Below are 21,045 nucleotides of genomic sequence, written 5' to 3' on the forward strand. Positions count from 1 at the left end.
CCATGTCGATCGACGTCAACAACGAGTCCGGAACCGAGGTCGACGAGCAGGCGATCCTCGACATCGCCCGCTACGCGCTCACGCGGATGCGGATCCACCCGCTCTCCGAACTCTCGGTGATCGTCGTGGACGCCGAGGCCATGGAGCAGCTGCACATCCAGTGGATGGACCTGCCGGGCCCGACCGATGTCATGTCCTTCCCGATGGACGAGCTGCGTCCGCCGTCGAAGGACGACGAGGAGCCCCCGCAGGGGCTCCTCGGTGACATCGTGCTGTGCCCCGAGGTCGCCAAGAAGCAGGGCGAGGACGCCGAGACGCAGCACTCCATGGACGAGGAGCTCCAGCTCCTCACCGTCCACGGCGTGCTGCACCTGCTCGGCTACGACCACGAGGAGCCGGACGAGAAGGCCGAGATGTTCGGCCTCCAGGCGGCCATCGTCGACGGCTGGCGTGCGGAGAAGGGCCTGACCGGCCCCTCCCCGGCGCCGACCGTCTCATGACCGGCCAACTGATCGCGGGCGCCGTCGCCCTGGTCGTCGTGGCCTGGCTCGCGGCCTGCGCCGAGGCCGGCCTCGCCCGCATCTCCTCCTTCCGCGCGGCCGAGGCGGTACGCACCGGCCGGCGCGGCAGCGCCAAACTCGCCCAGATCGCCTCCGACCCCACGCGCTACCTCAACGTCGCCCTGCTCGTGCGGGTCGCCTGTGAGATGGCGGCGGGCGTCCTCGTCACGTACGTGTGCCTGGAGGAGTTCGGCGAGACGTGGGCCGCGCTGCTCGTGGCCATCGCCGTGATGGTCCTCGTGTCGTACGTCGCCGTCGGCGTCTCGCCCCGCACCATCGGCCGCCAGCACCCCCTGAACACCGCGACGGCCGCCGCGTACGTGCTGCTGCCGCTGGCCAGGATCATGGGGCCGATCCCGCAGCTCCTGATCCTCCTCGGCAACGCGCTCACCCCCGGAAAGGGCTTCCGCAAGGGGCCGTTCGCCTCCGAGGCCGAGCTGCGGGCGATGGTCGACCTCGCCGAGGCCGAGTCGCTGATCGAGGACGACGAGCGCCGGATGGTGCACTCGGTGTTCGAGCTGGGCGACACCCTGGTGCGCGAGGTCATGGTGCCGCGCACCGACCTCGTCTGCATCGAGCGCTACAAGACGATCCGCCAGGCCCTCACCCTCGCGCTGCGCTCGGGCTTCTCGCGCATCCCGGTGACCGGCGAGAACGAGGACGACATCGTCGGGATCGTCTATCTGAAGGACCTGGTCCGCAAGACCCACATCAACCGGGACTCCGAGGCCGACCTCGTCTCCACCGCGATGCGGCCCGCCGCCTTCGTGCCCGACACCAAGAACGCGGGCGACCTGCTGCGCGAGATGCAGCAGCAGCGCAGCCACGTCGCGGTCGTCATCGACGAGTACGGCGGCACCGCGGGCATCGTCACCATCGAGGACATCCTGGAGGAGATCGTCGGTGAGATCACCGACGAGTACGACCGCGAACTGCCGCCCGTCACCGAGCTCGCGGACGGCTGCTTCCGGGTCACCGCCCGGCTCGACATCGGCGACCTGGGCGAGCTGTTCGGCTTCGACGAGTTCGACGACGAGGACGTGGAGACCGTCGGCGGGCTGCTCGCCAAATCGCTCGGCCGGGTGCCGATCGCCGGTGCCACCGCCGTGGTCGAACTGCCCGACGGGCGAAGGCTGCGGCTGACCGCGGAGTCCCCGGCCGGCCGCCGCAACAAGATCGTCACCGTGCTCGTGGAGCCGACCAAGGACGAGGACGACCAGGAGGACGTGGCGTGACACCGAAGCAACTGCGGGCTTTCTGCCTGGAGTTCAACGCCGTGACGGAGGAGTTCCCGTTCAACCCGGAGACCTCCGTCTTCAAGGTGCTCGGCAAGATCTTCGCGCTCACCTCCCTCGACGGGAAGCCGCTCACGGTCAACCTCAAGTGCGACCCGGACGAGGCGGTCAGGCTCCGCGAGGAGCACCCCGCGATCGTGCCCGGCTACCACATGAACAAGCGGCACTGGAACACCGTGAACGTGGCCGAGCTCCCGGACCGGCTGGTCCGGGAGCTCATCGAGGACTCGTACGACCTGGTGGTCGCCGGCCTGCCGAAGGCCGAGCGGCTCCGGCTCGACCGGGCCTGACCCGCCCGGGCCCGATCCGCTCGGGCCCGGGCGGCACCGGAAGCGGGCGCGGTCCGGCCGCCGGGGGCACTAGGCCTTCCCGCGACCGGAGCCGCGACCGAGGCCGACCGCCACCAGGGCGGCCGCCGCGATCACGATCGCCGCGTCGATCGCGAGCACGGTGCGCACCCCCTCGAACAGCGAGGCCCGGGTGGTGGCGAGCACGCCGAGCAGCGGGATGCCGACGGTGAGGCCGACCTGCTGGGTGGTGGTGACGAGGCCGGTCGCAAGCCCCTGCTCCTCGTCGGGCACCCCGCTGGTCACGGTCACGCCGTACGAGATGATCGCGCCGAGGTGGCACATGCTGGCCAGCGAGACGGCGACGGTGGCGAGCAGGGCGCCCGAGTGGGTGCCCAGCCCCAACAGGGCTGCTACGAAGGCGCCTTGGCCGAGCAGTGAGGCGGCCAGCACGCGCCGGGAGCCGAAGCGGCCGATCAGCCGGGCCGCGTACGTACCGGCGACGGCCGACGCGACGCCCTGGATGCCGAAGATCAGGCCCGTCTCGAAGGACGAGAGCCCCAGGGTCTCCTGGAGGTAGAGGGTCAGCACGAAGACGACCGTCGACATCATCGAGAAGGTCACCAGACCGCCCAGGTTGCCCCAGGCCACCGTGCGGCGCCTCAGCATCGGCAGCGAGACCAGTGGCGCCGAGGCCTTCGACTCGACGACCACGAACGCGGCGAGCAGGGCGATGCCGACGAGCAGGGTGCCCCACACGTCCACGCCGCCGAAGCCGCGCTGGGCCGCCGTCGACAGGGCGTAGATCACCGCGAGCAGACCACCGGTGACGGTGACGGCGCCGGGTATGTCCAGACGCGGCCGCTCGGGGGTGCGGGACTCCGGCAGCAGCCCGGGGGCCAGGGCCAGGACGACCACCGCGAAGGCCACGAGCAGGCCCATGGTGGAGCGCCAGCCGAGCGTGTCGGTCATGACACCGCCCAGCACCATGCCGACGGTGAAGCCGAGCGAGAGGAGCGTGCCGGAGATCCCCAGCGCCTTGTCGCGCAACGGGCCCTCGGGGAACGTCGTGGTCAGCAGGGACATGCCGGTCGGCACGATGACGGCCGCGCCCAGGCCCTGCAGCGCGCGCCCGGTCAGGAAGGACGCCGGGTCCCAGGCGAGGGTGGCGAGCAGGGACGCGGTGCCGAAGAGGGCGAGGCCGGTCAGGAACAGCTTCTTGCGGCCGAACAGGTCGGCGACGCGGCCGAACAGGAGCAGGAAGCCGCCCGAGGGCAGCGCGAACGCGGTGACCGCCCACTGCAGTGCGGACCGGCTCAGACCGAGGTCCTCGCCGAGCGCGGGCAGCGCCACGTTCAGTACGGAGAAGTCGAGCGCCACCATGAACTGGGCGGCGCAGAGCACGAAGAGGACCAGCTTCGCCCGGCCGCTGAGCCGGGCCCGCGCGGGGGATTCGGGCGCGGAGGGGGTGGGGGTGGGGGCCGGCGTTTCGGGCCCGGTGACTGTCGTAGGTGTGTCGATCGCCATGGCCCTACCCTCGCGGCCCGGGAATGCCCGTGGAGAGTGGGAACTTATCCTGTTGGTGGCACCACCAGGCAGCCGACAGGGGGAACTTCGTGGCGATACCGATCGACCGGCACCGGCGCAGCGAGCTGCGCGAGTTCCTGATGAGCAGGCGCGCGCGGATCACCCCCACGCAGGCCGGACTGCCCGACGGCGGGGCCCGCCGCCGCACGCCCGGCCTGCGCCGCGAGGAGGTCGCGGTGCTCGCGGGGGTGGGCGTCTCCTGGTACCAGTGGCTGGAGCAGGGCCGCGACATCACGGTCTCCCCGCAGGTCCTGGACTCGGTCGGCCGGGTGCTCCAGCTGACCAGCGCCGAGCGCCGCCACCTGTACGTCCTCGCCGGGCTCAACCCGCCGGCCCTGGAGGTCGATCCGGCCAACACGGGCATGTGCCAGGGGCTGCAGCGCCTGATCGACGCGTGGATGCCGTTCCCCGCGCACATCATGGACGCGTACTGGAACACGGTCATGTACAACGAGTCGGCCGCGCTCGTCCTCGGGATGCGCCCCGAGATCGTGCAGAACTGCCTGATCGCGTTCTTCACCGACCCCATCTACCGTGCCCGCGCCCAGCGTTGGGACGAGATCGCCTGCAACGTCGTCGCGCAGTTCCGGGCGGCCTGCTCGGAGCACCCCGACGACGAGGGCTTCCAGGCGGTGGTCGAGCAGGCCAAGGAACTCAGCCCCGAGTTCGTGGAGCTGTGGGAGCGCCGCGACGTCCAGCCCGGCGGCCAGCTCCGCAAGGAGATGGAGCACCCGCTCGTCGGCGCCCTGTACGTCGAGTCGACCCAACTGCGCGTCCCGGCCCGGCCGGACCTGGTGATCGTCCTGCACACCCCGCTGCCGAACACGGACACGGCCCAGAAGCTGGAGTGGCTGACATCGCCGGAGGGCCGGCGCGGGTCGATGTATCCGATCGCCGGGTGAAAACCCGGCGGCGCGCAGGACGGTCCCTCCTCTAGGATCGGGCCCACTTACACCTTTTGTTCCTGTGGGGGGATCAAGCATGCCCATGTCCATTTTCGCTTCCCCGGCCGCCAGACGCACCGCCTCCGTCGCGCTGGCCGCCGCCACCCTGCTGTTGGCCGCCGCGTGCGGGAACTCGGACGGCAAGGGCGACAAGCCCGCCGCGAAGGACGCCGCCAAGGCCTCGCCGTCCGCCGCCTCCGGTGCCGGTACGCCCGTGACCGCGGCCCAGCTGAAGGCGGCCCTGCTGACCGCACAGGACGTACCGGCGGGCTGGAAGGCCGATCCCGACGGCGGCCCCGTCGTGGGCAAGACCGAAAAGCCCGAGTGCCAGAAGCTCCTGGACCTGATGCAGAGCGAGCCCGCACCGATGGGCGCCGCCGCCCGGCAGACCAGCAACTTCGAATACGGTGGCCAGCAGGTCTTCGGCTTCGACGGCGACAAGGCCGCCGGCTACCTCAAGGACTTCGACGCGACCCTCTCGCGGTGCGCCTCCTTCTCCGTCGCCCTGGAGGGCGAGAAGTACGCCGCCACCGTCAGGCCGCTGCCCGTGGACAAGGCGGGCGACGCGTCCTACGGGTACGAGCTGCTCCTGGACCTGGGGGCGGGGAAGATGGGCTTCCACAACTACGTGGTGCGCAAGGGCGCCGCGCTGAGCACGCTCTCGACGAAGGGCAAGCAGGCGGTCGGCATCCCGGAGGCGGACTACAAGGCCCTCACGGCCACCGTCGCCAAGAAGCTGGACCAGGCGGTCAAGGCCTGAGCCCGCGCATCCGTCGGCCCCGGGCACTCCTTATGCTCGGGGCATGACTGAGAGCACCGCACTCGACCCCGAGGACCGCAAGATCATCACGCTCGCGCGCAGCGCCCGGGCCCGCAACGGGGTGCCCGAGGGCGCGGCCGTACGCGACGAGACGGGCCGCACGTACGTGGCCGGCACGGTCGAGCTTCCCTCCCTGAAGCTCTCCGCGCTCCAGACCGCGGTCGCGATGGCGGTGGCCAGCGGGGCGGAGTCGCTGGAGGCGGCGGCGGTGGTGACGGAGTCGGCGGTGCTCGCGGAGGCGGATGTGGCGGCGGTACGCGATCTGGGTGGCCCCGCCACCCCCATCCTCCTGGCCTCCCCGGACGGCGCCCTGCGAACCCCCTGACCCCGGGCCCCCGGGGCTCCGCCCCGGACCCCGTTCGCACCTGAAGATGCCGCCGTACCCAGTGCCGCCAAGGGGCGCGGGGAACTGCGCGAGCAACCATGCGCGGTGGACGGACGAGAACGGGGTCAGGCGCGCGGGGAACTGCGCGGAACCTCGCCGGAGCCAACGGCGGCGCCGGCGGGGCGGCCGTTAAGAATCAACGCGGTGGCCCTTGTAATCCACAGCCTCCCGCGCATCAATGGACGGCAGTCGAGCCGACGATCCGTCAGATCCACGGGGCGGACCGGCACGGGGTGCAGAGCCGCAACCCCGCACCGGAGTCGGCCGCACTCCCTCCGCGCAAGCGAAAGCACAACGCACCCCCGCCCCCGCAGAGCCATGCCCGCACGCCCGCGCACCCGTGCGCGTGGGCCACGCGGGGGCCGCTGCGCGGTCGTGTGTCGATGGACGCGGCAGACGATCAACTCCCTGTAATGGGAAGGGGAACCATGCGTAAGAGCAGCAGCAGGCCGGTCGCGCGGGCCGCACTCGCGGTGGGGGCGGTGGCCGTGGCGGGCCTCGCCTTCGCGCCGAGTGCCGCCGCCGTCACTCCCACCACGGCGACCGCCACGTACGACTGCGGGAGCTGGGGCGGGGGCGGCGCCACGCTCACCGCCACCCAGAGTGGCACCGCCGCGACCATCACGCTGACCTCGGCCGTCACCACCCCGGTCGCCGTCGGCGCCAACCAGATCAGCGCGACCCTGACCCTCGCCAAGGGCGGCGGCGGCACCAGGGTGTTCAGCGGCAAGGCCAACCCCGCGCTCCCGGCGGGCAGTTCGGTCAAGATCGGCCCGCTGAACGGCACGGTCGCCGCCGGCGACAGCCTCAACTCGTACTTCGCCGGCACCGCCCTGAAGATGGTGATCTTCGGGATCACGGTGAACTGCGACGCGACGACCTCCCAGTCGCCGGGCCCGTTCGTCTTCTGACCCACGGCTGACGCGCGGAACGCCGACGCGCGGAGCGCCAACGCACAGAACGCCGACGCACAGCGCCGACGCACAACCGCGCAGAACGAGCCGGTGCCGTCCCGGGCGGCGCCGGCTTTTGGTGTGCCCCGGCACCTCCGCGCGCGGCGTGAAATGCCGGAATCCGCCGGGATCTTGACAGTATCTGATGGGTCATCAGTTGGTGCGGCGGGATTCCATTGACTTCTTTTCGCCCCGAGCCGTCAATGGCCCCCTGTCGGCGCAGCCGAGCCGCGCTGTGCCACTTCAGGAAGGGGGGCAAGCCCATGTCGGAACGTCGAAGACGGCGTCTGGCCGCCGTATTGGGGGCGGTCGCACTCGCCGCCGGGACCGGCGCGCTCGCCGCACCCGCGAGCGCACTGGCCGCGACGCCCGTCGATTTCGCCACGCACTGCATCCCGCCGGCCATCGCCGGAATCCCGCCCATCGACGGCACCACGAACGCGACCGTCACCGTCGACAACGCGGCACCCAAGGTGGGCGACAAGGTCACCGTCACCTACACGGTGAACAAGCCCGCCGCCAGCAACCCCGTCGACATCGCCCTGCCCGCCGACATCATGACCCCGACCGGAAAGGTCGTCCTCGCGGGCGCCCAGACCGGCAGCGTGGACGTGACGGGCCCCAAGAAGAACGCCCCGGTGCCCGGCAAAGGCGCGTTCCCGGCGTTCTCCATGAGCGGCAGCTTCACCGCCACCAAGGCCGGCGCGATCACCCTCTCGCCCGGCGACTACAACATCCACACCAGCTACATCATGGAACTGGACACCCCCTGCACCGTCACCAATCCGCCCGCGCCCGTCTCCGAGACGGTCAACGCCACGGACGGCGGCGGACAGGTCAACCAGCGTGCCATCACGGCCGACCCGGCCTCCGGCCAAGCCGGTGACCGCACGACGGTCAGCGGGTCCAAGTTCACCCCGAACGCGGACGTCACCGTCGCGGGCTGGAACGGCACCGCCACCACCGCCGACAAGATCACCTTCAAGGCGGACGCCAACGGAGACTTCACCGCCCGGCCGAAGATCACGGACCCGGCGACCACCGGGATCGTGGCCTACGAAGGCGCGGCCTGGGACCCGGCGAACGGCGCGGGCCCGGTGGCGTACACGGTCAGCAGCGGACCACCGCCCACCGGACCGAGCCAGAAGCTCAACACCTCGGTGAACGCGGGCACGTTGGCGATGACCCAGGCCGGTGACAGCGTCGACCTCCAGGCCGTCGACTTCGGCAAGGGCGGCGCCTCCACCGGCGACCTCCAAACGGTGACGGTCCAGGACTTCCGCGGCGGCCCCGCCGGCTGGTCCCTGACCGGCAAGGTCACCGACTTCACCGGACCCGCCGGATCCATCGACGCGGGCAGACTCAGCTGGACCCCGGCCTGCTCCGCCAAGGCGGGCTCCCCGTCGGTCTGCGCGGCGGGCTCGGCCGGCAGCGTGGGCAGCGCGGGCGCGACCCTCGCCTCCACCCCGAACGCGGCGCTCACCGGCGGCGAGTTCACCGTCGACGCCAAGCTCTCGCTCGACGTGCCGGCGTTCACCGCGCCCGGCGCCTACAGCGGCGTACTGACCCTCACCCTCACCTGATGTCCACCCGTGGGCCGGGCGCGCACCCGGCCGGCCCACCCGTCCCCGGGGGTCCCGCACCGTGCGCAAGCTGTCCGCACTCCTCCTGGCCGTCGTGCTCGCCCTGCTCACCGCACCCGCCGCGCACGCCGCCGACAACGGCAACTGGTCCGTTTTTCCCGCGAGTTCGGGCACGGCCCAGCGCCCGTACTTCTACCTCTCCGCCAACCCCGGGACCACCCTCGACGACAAGGTCACCGTCGCCAACAAGACGTCGGCGCCGCTGACCTTCCGGCTGTACGGGGCCGACGCGTACAACACCGAGCGCGACGGGGGGTTCGCCGTGCGCACCGAGAAGGAGAAGCAGACGGGGGTGGGCGCCTGGGCGAAGCCGGCCCGGTCGTCGGTGACCGTCCCGGCCCGGTCCTCGGTCACCGTGCCCTTCACGCTCGCCGTGCCGCCGGACGCCGAGCCCGGCGACCACGTGGGCGCGCTCGTCGCCCTCGACGACCGGGTCGCGCCCGGGCCCGCCGCCGACGGGAAGGTCGCCGTCGGCATCCAGCAGGCCGTGGGGGCGCGGATCTACCTGCGGGTCGGCGGGCCCACCGTGCCCGCGCTCGCCGTCGAGCACGTCACGCTCTCCCAGCACCGGCCGGTGCTGCCGGGCGCGGGGGAGAGCCGCACGGACATCACGTACACGCTGCACAACCGGGGCAACGTGACGCTGAACCCCGCGGTCCGGCTGAGCGCGACGGGGCTCTTCGGCCGTACGCTGCTCGGCCGGGGGCTGACGAAGGTGCCGTCGGAGTTGTTGCCGGGGGAGCGGGTCACGCTGACCGAGGCGTGGCACGGGTCGCCTCAACTCGACTGGGGCGACGTCGAGTTGACCGCGACGGCGAAGGGGGTGTCGGGCTCGGGCGGGGCGTCGTTCCTGGCTCTGCCCTGGCTGCCCCTGGCGATCCTGCTGGCCGCGGCCGCGGCCTTCGCGGGCCACCGCGTCCTGCGCCGCCGCGCCGCCGCCCGCGCCTAGTCCCGGCCCACCTCGGACCGGGGCCCGTTCGCGCAGTTCCCCGCGCCCCTAAAACCCGTCGTCGGCCTCGGGCCGTGCGTGGCTGGTCGCGCAGTTCCCCGCGCCCCTGTAGGTGACCCGGCACGAGCATCTTCAGCCCGGCCCCCGCAGGGGTCTGGGGCGGAGCCTCAGGGGGCGTGGGCGGCGCGGGGCCCGGGATCGGGGAGAATGGCGGTATGAGCGCTCGTACCCCTGCCGCTGACACCGCCGCCGACCCCACCCACCGGGCCGGCTTCGCCTGCTTCGTCGGCCGCCCCAACGCGGGCAAGTCCACCCTCACGAACGCTCTGGTCGGGCAGAAGGTGGCCATCACCTCCAACCGCCCGCAGACCACCCGGCACACCGTGCGGGGCATCGTGCACCGCCCGGACGCCCAGCTGATCCTGGTCGACACCCCGGGCCTCCACAAGCCGCGCACCCTGCTCGGCGAGCGCCTCAACGACGTGGTCCGCACCACGTGGGCCGAGGTCGACGTGATCGGCTTCTGCCTGCCCGCCGACCAGAAGCTCGGACCCGGTGACAAGTTCATCGCCAAGGAACTCGCCGGGATCAAGAAGACCCCCAAGATCGCGATCGTCACCAAGACGGACCTGGTCGACTCCAAGACCCTGGCCGAACAGCTCATCGCCGTCGACCAGCTCTCCAAGGAGCTCGGCTTCGAGTGGGCGCAGATCGTGCCCGTCTCGGCGGTCGGCGACCAGCAGGTCCAGCTCGTCGCGGACCTGATCATCCCGCTGCTGCCCGAGAGCCCCCCGCTCTACCCCGAGGGCGACCTCACCGACGAGCCCGAGCAGGTCATGGTCGCCGAGCTGATCCGCGAGGCCGCCCTGGAAGGCGTGCGCGACGAGCTGCCGCACTCCATCGCCGTCGTCGTGGAGGAGATGATCCCGCGCGAGGACCGGCCCGCCGACAAGCCGCTCCTGGACATCCACGCCAACGTCTACATCGAGCGCCCCAGCCAGAAGGGCATCATCATCGGCCCCAAGGGCAAGCGCCTGAAGGAGGTCGGCATGAAGTCGCGCAAGCACATCGAGGCGCTGCTCGGCACGCCGGTCTTCCTCGACCTGCACGTCAAGGTCGCCAAGGACTGGCAGCGAGACCCCAAGCAGCTCCGCAAGCTCGGCTTCTGAGGGCCCGCGACGCGGGGCCGGGTCAGGAGACCTTCGGGGCGCAGCGCATGCCGATGTAGCAGCACGGCGTGCCGTCCTGAAGGGTGGCGAACACGACCGGCATCCAGTCGGCGCTGTACGCACCGGAGCCCGCCCCCGCGAACACCGTGTCCGTCACCGCCACCAGGTCCATCTCCAGCGGCGGCGAGAAGTCCTTCATGCCGCCGACGAACTCGTACACCAGGTGCGGCCCGGCGTCCGCCCGCTCGGAGACGGTGATGCGGACGCCCTCGCGCTCGTAGGTGCCGGTCAGCGGCGCGAAGTCCACCGCGACCGGCTCGGCGGGCGGCTCGAAGGGTGCGGGCATGGTGACCGCCGCGAGGTCGCCGAGCAGCTCGGCGAAGAGGTCCTCGTAGAGGCGCCGGGCGTCGCCCCCGTTGGTGAGCAGCACGAGCGCGAGTCCCGCGCCCGGCACCACCCGCAGGAACCCGTACTGGCCGATCGAGGCGCCGTCGTGGCCGAAGCCCTGGACGCCGTTCCAGTCGTACAGCGTCCAGCCGAGGCCCCAGCCGTCCGCGTGGACGGTCCACTTGTCGGGGGAGTCGACCTCGCGGGTCCGCATCGCGACGGCACTGCCGGGCGTGAGCAGCCGCGTCCCGTCGGGGGCGGTGCCGCCCGCGAGGTGCATCCGCGCGAACCGGGCGACGTCCCCGGCGCTGGCGATGACGCGGCCGTACGGGCCCGCGGAGCGCGGCATGAGGTCCCAGGCCGGGGCCGGCGCGGGGTCCTCGCCGTACTCGCCGAGGTGTCCCATCGCGGCCCGGAACGCGAGGGCCTCCTCGGGCAGCGTCATCGTCCGGGTCAGGCCGAGCGGGGTCAGCAGCAGGTCCTTGAGGGCCTGGTCCCACGTCGTGCCGTGCAGAACCTCGATGATCCGGCCCAGCACGTTGAAGCCGAGGCTGCTGTACGAGCAGGCGCTGCCGGAGGGACAGTCGAGCGCGACGCCCTTGGCGGCGTCGACGTAGAGCTCGATGCAGTCGTCGCCCCGGCCCGAGTCATAGGTGAAGTCACAGGTGAGGCCGCTGGTGTGGGAGAGCAGCTGCCGGGGCGTGATGGTGCGGCTCGCCTCCTCGTCGGCGACGGTGAAGTCGGGCAGCACCTCGCGCACGGGTGCGTCCAGGTCCAGCTTGCCGGCGTCGACCAGCCGCATGATCAGGGTCGCGGTGTACGTCTTGGCGAGGGAGCCGAGCTGGAAGACCGAGTCGGTGGTGGCCGTCACACCGGTGCGGGTGTGCAGCACCCCGCTCGCCAGCTCGTGGACCGTGTCGTGGGTGAGCACGGCGAGGGCGGCACCCGGCACGTGATGCGTCCGGCGCAGCGTGTCGAGCCGGGCCTGCCACCGGTCGAGATCGAACCGCCGGCCGCTGGAGTCACCGGTTCCCCACGCACCCTCGGCCCGCCAGTTCCCCCGCTCGTCCCAGCTCACGTTCTCCGCCATCGTCCGCTCCCCCTCCGTGCGTACAACGTTCTCCCGTTGCGCACACTGTACGCAGGAAGATCGCGGGAGCACAAGACCTCACGCCCGCGCCCGCGCACGGGCCCAACGGGCCTTATGCGTCCGGGAGTTCGGCGATCAGGGCCGTGCCCGCCGGGCGGAATCCCAGCGTCGCGTACATCCGGGCCACATCGGTGTCGCCCGCCGACAGGAACACCGTCGTCGCCCCGGCGGCCCGCGCGTCGGCGATCAGGGCCGCGGTGACCGCGCGCCCAAGTCCCCCGCGCCGCGCGGAAGGCAGGGTGCCCACCCCCACGATCTCGGTCACCGTGCCCACCGGGTTGTGCATTCCGGAGCAGAGCGGAAGCCCGTCCTCGAAGGCGGCCGCGACCGCGGTGCGGCCCGCGCGGATGCGCTCGGCGACCTGCTCGGCGCGGCTGTCACCGGCGCGGGCGGTGATCTCGGCGGCCAGTTCGGCCGGGCCCGCCTCCCCGACTCCCGTACCGGGCGCGGCGAACGCGAGGTGCGGCACGACGAGCGCCGCGTGCAGCAGCGGATCGGCCGCGCCGAGGACCCGTACCAGGGGATGCGGATCGGCGGCGGGCGCCCCGGCGGCGAGCACCATCAGCGGGTGCTCGTGCACCGCGAGGCCCGACTTCTCGACCGCCGCCCGCAGCCCCGGGCTCACCTCGGCCACCCACTCGAAGGCCTCCGGCGCCCCGAGCGCCCGCTGGCGGGCCCGCACCGCGTCCACGTCGGCGGCGGTGACCGGCCCCACATGACCGAGCGTGGGCCGGGCGTAGAACGGCCACCCCTCGCCCTCGCGGACGAAGAGGGTCAGCGGCTCGAAGTCCTCGGCCCGCGCCGAACTCCGGGGAACCGCGTCGTAGTAGTGCTCGAGATCGTCCAGGGTGGCGCGGGGAGGAATGCTCATGACGCGCATCCAAGCAGGGCCCCGCCCCGCCCGCACATGCCTTTCCCCTCCGCCTACGCCCCCTCCTTCAACACCCTTGAGATCAGCTCGCGTTGAGCATCCGTCAGCTGCGGGTCGGCGCAGTGGACCGGCCGGCCGTCCACGGTGATCGTGTAGTGGAAGCCGTCCGGCACGCCGAGGGGCGGTTCGGCATGGCCCTCGGCGAGGGCCGCCTCGACCAGTGCGTGCCATTCGGCGGCATCGGGCCGGCCCGAGGTGTCGATCTCGGCCCGGCGCTCGATGCCGGCGAATCCTCCTGAGCGGGAAACCTCAATACGCATGGCCTCTGTCTAGCAGTCCCGGTCCGGTCCGTCTGCGCGTACGCCTCAGGAGGCCGGAACCCCCACTTGCGACCACGCCTTCAGGACCGCCTGGGTCTCGGCGCCGTCGCCGTAGCGGTCCTTGGCCGCGGTCACCGTCAGCTTGGCGAAGTCCTTGAACATCGCCTGGGTGCCGAGGCGGCCGCCGGTGAGCACGTCGTACCAGATCTGGCCGGCCCGCTCCCAGGCCTTGCCGCCGAGCGCGTCGGCGACCAGGTAGAAGGCGTGGTTGGGGATGCCGGAGTTGAGGTGCACACCGCCGTTGTCGCGGCCCGTCGTGACGTACTGGTCCATCGTGGCGGGCTGCGGGTCCTTGCCGAGCACGGCGTCGTCGTAGGCGGTGCCCGGCGCCTTCATCGAGCGCAGCGCCTCGCCGTGCACGCCCGGCGCCAGCAGGCCCGCGCCGATCAGCCAGTCCGCCTGGTGGGCGTCCTGGTCGAGGGCGTACTGCTTGACCAGGGAGCCGAAGACGTCCGACATGGACTCGTTCAGGGCGCCCGGCTGGCCGAAGTACGTCAGGTTCGCGGAGTGCTGGGTGACGCCGTGGGTCAGCTCGTGGCCGATGACGTCCAGCGGCAGCGTGAAGTCCAGGAAGACCTGGCCGTCCCCGTCGCCGAACACCATCTGGGTGCCGTTCCAGAAGGCGTTGTTGTATCCGTGGTCGAAGTGGACCGTCGCGTCGAGCGGCATGCCGTTGCCGTCGATCGAGTGCCGCCGGTACGCCTTGAGATACAGCTCGAACGTCGCGCCCAGCCCCGCGTAGGCACGGTTCACGGTGGCGTCCTGGACCGGCGGCTCGCCCTCGCCGCGCACTTCGCGGCCGGGCAGCGTGGTGGAGTGCTGGGCGTCGTACACGGTGCGCCGCGGCTGGTCGGCGGCCGCGTCCGCGGGCGCGGGGAGCGGCTCGGCGCCGAGGACGGTGGTCAGCCGGCGTTCGGTGCGCCGCGCGGCGTCCGCGACGAAGGTCTGGCGGGCGATCCGGGCGAGCGCGGGGTCCTCGGCCTCGATGAGGCGGTCGAAGACATGGGGCGGGACGATGGTGCAGAAGACCGGGTTGGTGGTGGCGTCCATGGCGGAAATGTGGCACTGGGTCATGAGGCTGTCACTAGTCGCCACCATGATTGTGAAGCGTGCTTTCTCTACGACTGTTCCCGGCCAATACCACCGACCGCCGGGAGCGAGGTGTACGTCACTTTTTGTCCGGGTATGGCGTGGCATCCCGCATACTGATACGGGTCCGGCGCTCATCCGGACCCTCGGCTAGGCTGCGGCATCATGCGTATCGGGCTGCTTCTTCTTAGCTGCCGCGGCGAGGGCCTGTAGTCGTAGGCCGACCCCCTCCCCGCGGGATCTGGTGTTGCGCTCGACTGTCGGCCGTCCCTCTCAGCAACCGAGGAGCCGCACGCCATGTCCCAGCCCGTTGGCCGCCCCACCCCCGTCACCAACGCCACCCGGATGCAGAAGCCGTCCGGGATGCCGGTCCACAAGTACGGCCAGTACGACGCCGTGGACATCCCCGACCGCACCTGGCCCGACGGCCGCATCACCAAGGCCCCCCGCTGGCTGTCGACCGACCTGCGCGACGGCAACCAGGCGCTGATCGACCCGATGAGCCCGGCCCGCAAGCGCGAGATGTTCGACCTGCTGGTGCGCATGGGCTACAAGGAGATCGAGGTCGGCTTCCCCTCCTCCGGCGAGACCGACTTCAACTTCGTACGGTCCATCATCGAAGAGGGCGCGATCCCCGAGGACGTGACGATCTCCGTCCTGACCCAGGCCCGCGAAGAGCTGATCGAACGCACCGTGGAGTCCCTGCGCGGCGCCCACCGCGCCACCGTCCACCTGTACAACGCGACCGCCCCGACCTTCCGCCGCGTGGTCTTCCGCGGCACCAAGGAGCAGGTCAAGCAGATCGCCGTGGACGGCACCCGGCTGGTCATGGAGTACGCGGACAAGATCCTGGGCGACGAGACGATCTTCGGCTACCAGTACTCGCCGGAGATCTTCACCGACACCGAGCTGGACTTCGCCCTGGAGGTCTGCGAGGCGGTGTGTGACGTCTGGCAGCCCGAGGAGGGCCGCGAGATCATCCTCAACCTGCCCGCCACGGTGGAGCGTTCGACCCCGTCCACGCACGCGGACCGCTTCGAGTGGATGAGCCGCCACCTGACCCGGCGCGAGCACGTGTGCCTGTCCGTGCACCCCCACAACGACCGCGGCACCGCCGTGGCGGCGGCCGAGCTGGCGATCATGGCCGGCGCGGACCGCATCGAGGGCTGCCTGTTCGGCCAGGGCGAGCGCACCGGCAACGTCGACCTGGTGACCCTGGGCATGAACCTGTTCTCGCAGGGCGTGGACCCGCAGATCGACTTCTCCCAGATCGACGAGATCCGCCGCACCTCCGAGTACTGCAACCAGATGGAGGTCCACCCGCGCCACCCCTACGCGGGCGACCTGGTCTACACCGCCTTCTCCGGCTCCCACCAGGACGCCATCAAGAAGGGCTTCGACGCGATGGAGGCCGACGCGGCCGCCCAGGGCAAGACCGTCGACGACATCGAGTGGGCCGTCCCCTACCTGCCCATCGACCCCAAGGACGTCGGCCGCTCCTACGAGGCCGTCATCCGGGTCAACTCGCAGTCCGGCAAGGGCGGTATCGCCTACGTCCTGAAGAACGACCACAAGCTGGACCTGCCGCGCCGGATGCAGATCGAGTTCTCGAAGATCATCCAGCAGAAGACGGACTCGGAGGGCGGCGAGGTCACCCCCACCGCGATCTGGTCGGTCTTCCAGGACGAGTACCTGCCCAACCCCGAGAACCCGTGGGGCCGCATCCAGCTGCGCTCCGGCCAGACGACGACGGACAAGGACGGCCGCGACACCCTGACCGTCGAGGCGGTCGTCGACGGTACGGACACGGTCCTGACCGGCACCGGCAACGGCCCGATCTCCGCCTTCTTCGAGGCGCTGGCCGCGACGGGCGTGGACGCGCGGCTGCTGGACTACCAGGAGCACACGATGAGCGAGGGCGCCTCCGCGCAGGCCGCGTCCTACATCGAGTGCGCCATCGACGGCGTCGTGCTGTGGGGCATCGGCATCGACGCGAACACGACGCGGGCGTCGCTGAAGGCGGTCATCTCCGCGGTGAACCGCGCGGCCCGCTAGCTCGCTCGTCACCGGGCCGTCCCGCTGGCCCTCTCGTCACCGGGCCGCCCCCGTCCCCTCGCCGGGGACGGGGGCGGCCCGGCGTGCGAGAGCCGCCGCCGACGGAGGCCGCTTCAGCCGCCCTGGCCGCTCCCGCGCCGGGGCAGACAGAACATCAACGCCCACATCAGGGCGAGGGCGCCGCCGACCCACCACAGCACACCGGTGAACGCGTCCCGGTTGACCGCGCCGTCCGGTGCGCCGCCGGTGGCGGCGAAGAACACGACGGCGGTCAGCGCGGTCCCCAGGGCGATGCCCAGGTGCATCGCGGTGTTGAAGAGGCCCGAGGCCGAGCCCGCGTTCTCGTGCGGGACGCCGGCGAGCGCCATGTCGGCGAGCGGGCCGCCGACCATGCCGAGACCGAAGCCGATCAGCACCACCGGGGCGGTCATCCCGAACAGGGTCAACTCGGCCTGGACACTGCCGATTTGAAGACCGTAGACGGCCATCGAGGCGAGCGCCACCAGGGCTCCGGCCTGGGGCAGCCGACGGGCGAACCGCCCGGCGCTCTTCGCCGCGACCGTCGCACCCGCCAGCTCTCCCAGGGACAGCAGCACGAAGGCCAGCGCCGCGTGGAAGGGGCTCATGCCCAGACCGCGCTGGAGGTAGAGGGTCCAGGTCATGAAGAACAGGCCGCACAGCAGGCCGAGCGTCAGCTGCGCGGACAGTCCGCCGGAGAACTGCCTGCCCCGGAAGACGGACAGCGCCACCAGCGGGGCACGGTTCTGCCTGCGGCGCTGGTGGCTCACGAAGACACCGAGGACGAGGAAGCCGGCGCCGAGCATGGCGAAGCACCACAGGGGCCAGTGGTGGGTGTGGCCCTCGGTGAGCGGGAAGAGGATGAGGACGATGGCCGAAGTGGACAGCAGCACGCCGGCGAGATCCAGCCGGTCGGCCCGCTCCACGGTCGACTCGGGGATCACCCTGCGTCCCAGGAGGATCACGGCGATGCCGACGGGCACGTTGATCAGGAAGATCGGCCGCCACGACAGCCCGAACAGGTCGGCCTCGGTGAGCAGACCCCCCAGAACCGGTCCCAGAACGTTCGCCAGCGAAAGGACGGCCCCGTAGAGACCGAAGGCCTTGCTGCGGTTCTCGCCGTCGAAGGTGACGTGGAGGGTGGCCAGGACCTGCGGGATCATCAGCGCCACACCGACGCCCTGGAGCACACGGGCGCCGATCAGCATCCCGGGGCCGGTGGCGAGGCCGCACAGCAGCGAGGCCGTGATGAACACGGCGGTGCCGATGAGCAGGATCCTGCGCCGGCCGTGGATGTCACCGAGACGCCCCCCGGTGATCAGACCGACGGCGACCGTCAGCGAGTAGCCGGCGGTCAGCCACTGCACCGCCGCCGGACCGGCCCCGGTCGACGACTGGATCGCGGGCAGGGCGGTGAGGACGACCGACTGGTCGAGGATGTCCATGAGCTCGGCGACCAGGAGCACCACCAGGGCGATCCGGGCGGCCAGGGCCATCTTGGGCGGTGGGCCCGATGGAGTGCGGGACGGGGTTTCGGTGATGTGCTGCGGCTCGTTGCCGAGCGCATGGGAAGACACGAGGGGGCTCCTGCTCCAAGGAACCGGGGAGTCAGTCCTGCCCTCGGCCGCGCAGGGATCGACATCGACACACATCGGACCCGGAGCGGCGGACGGCAGAGCTGCACCCGGCGGACAACGGTGGGCGACGCGACTCAAGCCAATGCGGGTCCGCCCCCGGACACGTGCGCATGCTGGGCACGTGGGGGCTGCGGACCGCTACCGGGCCTGGGGGATAAAAACACCTCGAAGTCGCCACAGATGGAACAGGGGGCCGTGCGTGGTGCGGCTGCCGGAGCTGTCCGGAGCCGCGCCGTCTCCACGGTACGTCACCCCCAGCGCGGTCCGCACATGGTTATCCAACGGGGGTGCAGGGGGCGGAGCCCCCGCAGGGGTCTGGGGCGGAGCCCCAGGGGCCGGATTTCGCCAGGCGGGGCACCTACTCCTTCCGGGGTGCTGACGCCACTGCGTCGATGTGGCTAACATCACGTCAACACGGCAACGTTGCCGGAGCGTTACGGAGGTGCGCGGTGCGGCCAGCACGGGGACAGAACGGCACAAACCTCAGCACCGGGCCGCAGCCCGGCTTCCGCCCCCGCCTGTGGTCCACCCGAACCCTGTGGCACACCGTAGGAGACGGCGAGTTCTTCTGCCCCGACTGCGGAGGCGACCGCAACTACCAGCGCCGCACCGGCCGCAGGCGCCTCACCGTCCTCGGCGTCCCCCTGGTCGCCCGTGGCGACACCGGCCCCGTCGTCGAATGCGCCGCCTGTCTCGGCCACTTCGGCACCGAGACCCTGGACCACCCCACCACCACCCGCTTCTCCGCGATGCTGCGCGACGCCGTCCACACCGTCGCCCTCGCCGTCCTCGCCGCGGGCGGCACCTCGTCCCGTACGGTCACCGGCACCGCCGTCGCCACCGTCCGGGCCGCCGGGTTCGAGGACTGCACCGAAGACCAGCTCGTCGCCCTCATCGAGGCCCTCGCCGCCGACACCGGCCGCTTCCTCACCGACCCCGTCGACGACACCGACCCCTGCGGCGCGGCCCTGGCCATCGAACTCCACGAGGCCCTCGAACCGCTCGCCCCGCACCTCGCCCCCGCCGGACGCGAGTCCATCCTGCTCCAGGGCGCACGGATCGCCCTCGCGGACGGCCCGTACAGCCCCGCCGAACGCGAAGTGCTCAGCACGGTCGGCGGCGCGCTCTCGCTCTGCGCGGACGACACCGCCCGACTCCTCGCGGCAGCCGCCCGCACACCGTCCTGAACCAGCCAACAGATCAAGGGAGTTGAGCCGACGACCCCGCCGGCCCGGCTCCCGTACGCCTTCTAGAGCGCGCCGCTCCTGACCCCGTTCACGAACCCCTGCCAGGCCCCGCCCTCGACGACGAGAGCGGGCCCGGCGGGGTTCTTGCTGTCCCGCACGGGGACGATGCCGGGGAAGTCGTCGCAGACCTCGACGCAACTGCCGCCTTCGCCGTTGCTGTAGCTGCTCTTGCGCCACTGAACCGAACTCAGGTCGTACTCGCGCATCGTCTGTAGTCCTCAGCCGCCGATTCCACCAGGGCGAGGGACGCCTCCGGCGACAACGCGGCGGCCCTGATCAGATCGTAGGCGCGCTCTGCCCGCTTCACCACTGCCCGGTCGTCGACCAGATTCCCCGCGAACTGCGTCTCTGTATAGGCAGTTGGCGGCGCGTCCTCGAACTCCATGAGCGACATCATCCCGCCCAGCGCCGCATGCGCCCCCTCCTCGTACGGCAGCACCTGGATCAGCACCGTTCGCGTGCGCATGAGGTTCGCGATGTGGTCCAGCTGCCCGGCCATGGTGGCTCGCCCGCCCACCGGCAGGCGCAGCACTCCCTCGTGCAGGATGGCCCAATACACGGGCCGTGTAGCGTCCTTGAGGATGCGCGCCCGTTCCAGCCGAGCCGCGACCTTTTCCTCCACGTACTCGTCCGTCGCGAGCGGGTTCGTCGCGATGGTGACGGCCCGGGCGTACGGGGCCGTCTGGAGCAGGCCCGGAACGACCGTCGGGGCGAACTCGCAGATCTGGGTCGCCAGCGCTTCAAGCTCGGCCGCCGCAGCGAAGTAATCCGCATACGGCGAGTCCTTGATGAGCTTGCGCCACATCCGCTCGAAAAAGCCATCGGTTTGCAGTATTTGATCGATCCGCTGCGCCACGTCCAACTGCGGCTTGCGAATCGCCTGTTCGAACTGGCCGATGTATCCGCCGGACACGAAGACCCGCATGCCCAGCTCGGCCTGCGTCAGATCCGCCTCCTCGCGGCGGTTTTTCAGTTCCGCCCCGAAGAACTCCCAGGCGGCCTGCCGGGATCCGGGTCGCCGCCTTCTGCCTGTATCGCCCACCATTCAACTCCCTTGCGCAGCGCTGCCGTTGTAGTCGGCACGCTCTGTCCGTTCCCCGTCCGAAAGGTCAATGTAGAGGCGTCGGAACGGAAAGGGAATGGGAGGCTTTGGCCATGGGTGTACCCGGGAGAATCGCGGAAGCGGAGTCGGCCGTGAGGGAATTGCGAGCCGCGCTCGGGCGGTCCGGAATTACTTTGCCTTCGCTCGGCCTGGATCCCCTTACCTGTGCCAACGAGAAACTCGGGCCATTGGTCGACCTGGGCCGCTGCACCCCCGACACCGCCCGTCTGCTCGCTTCCGTTCTGCCCGGCCCTGCGGGGGAAAGGCCGTGAGCCTTTCCCTGCCCGTGGGTGCGTACGCCGTCGACACGGGCAGCGGCAAGGTGGGCCGGGTGATGGGCCGCGCGGGCCCGTACCTGTTGCTGCGGCCGTACGGCGGGGGCCGGGAGTGGGAGTGTCTGCCGGAGGCGGTGCGGGCGGCCACCACCGTGGAGTGGCTGACGGCGGCGACGGCGTACGCGAACGCGCGCAGCCGGGGCGAGGTGCTGTGAGCCGCGTCTCCCGGGCCGGGGGCGCGT

21 protein-coding genes are annotated in these 21,045 nt (G+C 71.4%); 13 read left to right on the plus strand and 8 right to left on the minus strand.

The window, feature by feature from the left end:
- The first annotated feature begins 2 nt into the window (after positions 1 to 2).
- From ybeY to ACFYZA_RS08765, 3 genes are read left to right on the plus strand one after another with little or no spacing between them, the layout of a single operon-like run.
- The gene (gene ybeY / locus ACFYZA_RS08755) at positions 3 to 500 is read left to right on the plus strand and encodes an rRNA maturation RNase YbeY (protein ID WP_100578292.1); all 498 of its coding nucleotides are present in this window, start codon (positions 3 to 5) and stop codon (positions 498 to 500) included.
- The gene (locus ACFYZA_RS08760; RefSeq protein WP_382593603.1) at positions 497 to 1,795 is read left to right on the plus strand and encodes a hemolysin family protein; all 1,299 of its coding nucleotides are present in this window, start codon (positions 497 to 499) and stop codon (positions 1,793 to 1,795) included. The genes ybeY and ACFYZA_RS08760 overlap by 4 nt, the downstream gene beginning before the upstream one ends.
- Positions 1,792 to 2,145 (plus strand): MmcQ/YjbR family DNA-binding protein, encoded by a 354-nt coding sequence (locus ACFYZA_RS08765; RefSeq protein WP_382593606.1) that lies wholly within the window; start codon positions 1,792 to 1,794, stop codon positions 2,143 to 2,145. Before ACFYZA_RS08760 ends, ACFYZA_RS08765 begins: the two co-directional genes overlap by 4 nt.
- Before the next feature lie 69 nt (positions 2,146 to 2,214).
- Here the strand turns inward: ACFYZA_RS08765 and ACFYZA_RS08770 are convergent, their stop codons facing one another.
- Positions 2,215 to 3,669: an MFS transporter gene (locus ACFYZA_RS08770; protein WP_388488599.1), complete on the minus strand. Its 1,455-nt coding sequence runs from the start codon at positions 3,667 to 3,669 to the stop codon at positions 2,215 to 2,217.
- 140 nt (positions 3,670 to 3,809) lie between these two features.
- Between ACFYZA_RS08770 and ACFYZA_RS08775 the strand changes: the two genes are divergently transcribed.
- From ACFYZA_RS08775 to era, 7 genes are all read left to right on the plus strand, one after another.
- Complete coding sequence (locus tag ACFYZA_RS08775) at positions 3,810 to 4,631, plus strand: helix-turn-helix transcriptional regulator (RefSeq protein WP_382593710.1); 822 nt, start codon at positions 3,810 to 3,812, stop codon at positions 4,629 to 4,631.
- 85 nt (positions 4,632 to 4,716) lie between these two features.
- The gene (locus tag ACFYZA_RS08780) at positions 4,717 to 5,433 is read left to right on the plus strand and encodes a hypothetical protein (RefSeq protein ID WP_388488602.1); all 717 of its coding nucleotides are present in this window, start codon (positions 4,717 to 4,719) and stop codon (positions 5,431 to 5,433) included.
- A 43-nt stretch (positions 5,434 to 5,476) separates the two neighbouring features.
- A complete protein-coding gene (locus ACFYZA_RS08785) occupies positions 5,477 to 5,818 on the plus strand; it encodes a cytidine deaminase (RefSeq protein WP_388488604.1) in 342 nt (113 codons plus the stop codon).
- A gap of 488 nt (positions 5,819 to 6,306) precedes the next feature.
- Complete coding sequence (locus ACFYZA_RS08790) at positions 6,307 to 6,789, plus strand: hypothetical protein (protein WP_382593619.1); 483 nt, start codon at positions 6,307 to 6,309, stop codon at positions 6,787 to 6,789.
- 305 nt (positions 6,790 to 7,094) lie between these two features.
- Entirely contained in the window at positions 7,095 to 8,414 is a 1,320-nt protein-coding gene (locus ACFYZA_RS08795; RefSeq protein ID WP_388488607.1) for a beta-xylosidase, read from the plus strand.
- Positions 8,415 to 8,475: 61 nt separating this feature from the next.
- Positions 8,476 to 9,423: a WxL protein peptidoglycan domain-containing protein gene (locus tag ACFYZA_RS08800; protein ID WP_388488609.1), complete on the plus strand. Its 948-nt coding sequence runs from the start codon at positions 8,476 to 8,478 to the stop codon at positions 9,421 to 9,423.
- A gap of 215 nt (positions 9,424 to 9,638) precedes the next feature.
- Entirely contained in the window at positions 9,639 to 10,592 is a 954-nt protein-coding gene (era, locus tag ACFYZA_RS08805; RefSeq protein WP_382593628.1) for a GTPase Era, read from the plus strand.
- A gap of 22 nt (positions 10,593 to 10,614) precedes the next feature.
- Here era and ACFYZA_RS08810 read toward each other — a convergent pair whose 3' ends face one another.
- The 4 genes from ACFYZA_RS08810 to ACFYZA_RS08825 form a co-directional block, all read right to left on the minus strand.
- Complete coding sequence (locus tag ACFYZA_RS08810) at positions 10,615 to 12,069, minus strand: serine hydrolase domain-containing protein (protein WP_382593630.1); 1,455 nt, start codon at positions 12,067 to 12,069, stop codon at positions 10,615 to 10,617.
- Positions 12,070 to 12,181: 112 nt separating this feature from the next.
- Positions 12,182 to 13,000, minus strand: a complete 819-nt coding sequence (locus tag ACFYZA_RS08815) for a GNAT family N-acetyltransferase (RefSeq protein WP_388488612.1) — start codon at positions 12,998 to 13,000, stop codon at positions 12,182 to 12,184.
- A 53-nt stretch (positions 13,001 to 13,053) separates the two neighbouring features.
- Positions 13,054 to 13,320, minus strand: coding sequence for a protealysin inhibitor emfourin (locus ACFYZA_RS08820; protein ID WP_388488613.1), 267 nt, complete (start codon positions 13,318 to 13,320; stop codon positions 13,054 to 13,056).
- A 45-nt stretch (positions 13,321 to 13,365) separates the two neighbouring features.
- Positions 13,366 to 14,430, minus strand: a complete 1,065-nt coding sequence (locus ACFYZA_RS08825; protein ID WP_382593639.1) for a M4 family metallopeptidase — start codon at positions 14,428 to 14,430, stop codon at positions 13,366 to 13,368.
- 336 nt (positions 14,431 to 14,766) lie between these two features.
- On the opposite strand from ACFYZA_RS08825, the gene leuA reads away from it, so the two are divergent.
- The gene (leuA, locus tag ACFYZA_RS08830; protein ID WP_382593642.1) at positions 14,767 to 16,524 is read left to right on the plus strand and encodes a 2-isopropylmalate synthase; all 1,758 of its coding nucleotides are present in this window, start codon (positions 14,767 to 14,769) and stop codon (positions 16,522 to 16,524) included.
- Between the two features lie 113 nt (positions 16,525 to 16,637).
- Here the strand turns inward: leuA and ACFYZA_RS08835 are convergent, their stop codons facing one another.
- The gene (locus ACFYZA_RS08835; RefSeq protein WP_388488616.1) at positions 16,638 to 18,119 is read right to left on the minus strand and encodes an MFS transporter; all 1,482 of its coding nucleotides are present in this window, start codon (positions 18,117 to 18,119) and stop codon (positions 16,638 to 16,640) included.
- Between the two features lie 509 nt (positions 18,120 to 18,628).
- Between ACFYZA_RS08835 and ACFYZA_RS08840 the strand changes: the two genes are divergently transcribed.
- A complete protein-coding gene (locus ACFYZA_RS08840; protein ID WP_382593648.1) occupies positions 18,629 to 19,366 on the plus strand; it encodes a TerB family tellurite resistance protein in 738 nt (245 codons plus the stop codon).
- Between the two features lie 62 nt (positions 19,367 to 19,428).
- On the opposite strand, the gene ACFYZA_RS08845 is transcribed toward ACFYZA_RS08840, so the two are convergent.
- Together ACFYZA_RS08845 and ACFYZA_RS08850 are read right to left on the minus strand one after the other, a co-directional pair.
- The gene (locus tag ACFYZA_RS08845; RefSeq protein WP_388488619.1) at positions 19,429 to 19,632 is read right to left on the minus strand and encodes a DUF397 domain-containing protein; all 204 of its coding nucleotides are present in this window, start codon (positions 19,630 to 19,632) and stop codon (positions 19,429 to 19,431) included.
- The gene (locus tag ACFYZA_RS08850; RefSeq protein WP_351689317.1) at positions 19,614 to 20,471 is read right to left on the minus strand and encodes a helix-turn-helix transcriptional regulator; all 858 of its coding nucleotides are present in this window, start codon (positions 20,469 to 20,471) and stop codon (positions 19,614 to 19,616) included. Before ACFYZA_RS08850 ends, ACFYZA_RS08845 begins: the two co-directional genes overlap by 19 nt.
- Before the next feature lie 325 nt (positions 20,472 to 20,796).
- On the opposite strand from ACFYZA_RS08850, the gene ACFYZA_RS08855 reads away from it, so the two are divergent.
- On the plus strand, positions 20,797 to 21,018 hold the full coding sequence (locus ACFYZA_RS08855; protein WP_351689329.1) for a hypothetical protein: 222 nt from the start codon (positions 20,797 to 20,799) through the stop codon (positions 21,016 to 21,018).
- Positions 21,019 to 21,045 lie beyond the last annotated feature (27 nt).

Source organism: Streptomyces sp. NPDC001828 (assembly GCF_042892175.1).
Taxonomy (GTDB): domain Bacteria; phylum Actinomycetota; class Actinomycetes; order Streptomycetales; family Streptomycetaceae; genus Streptomyces.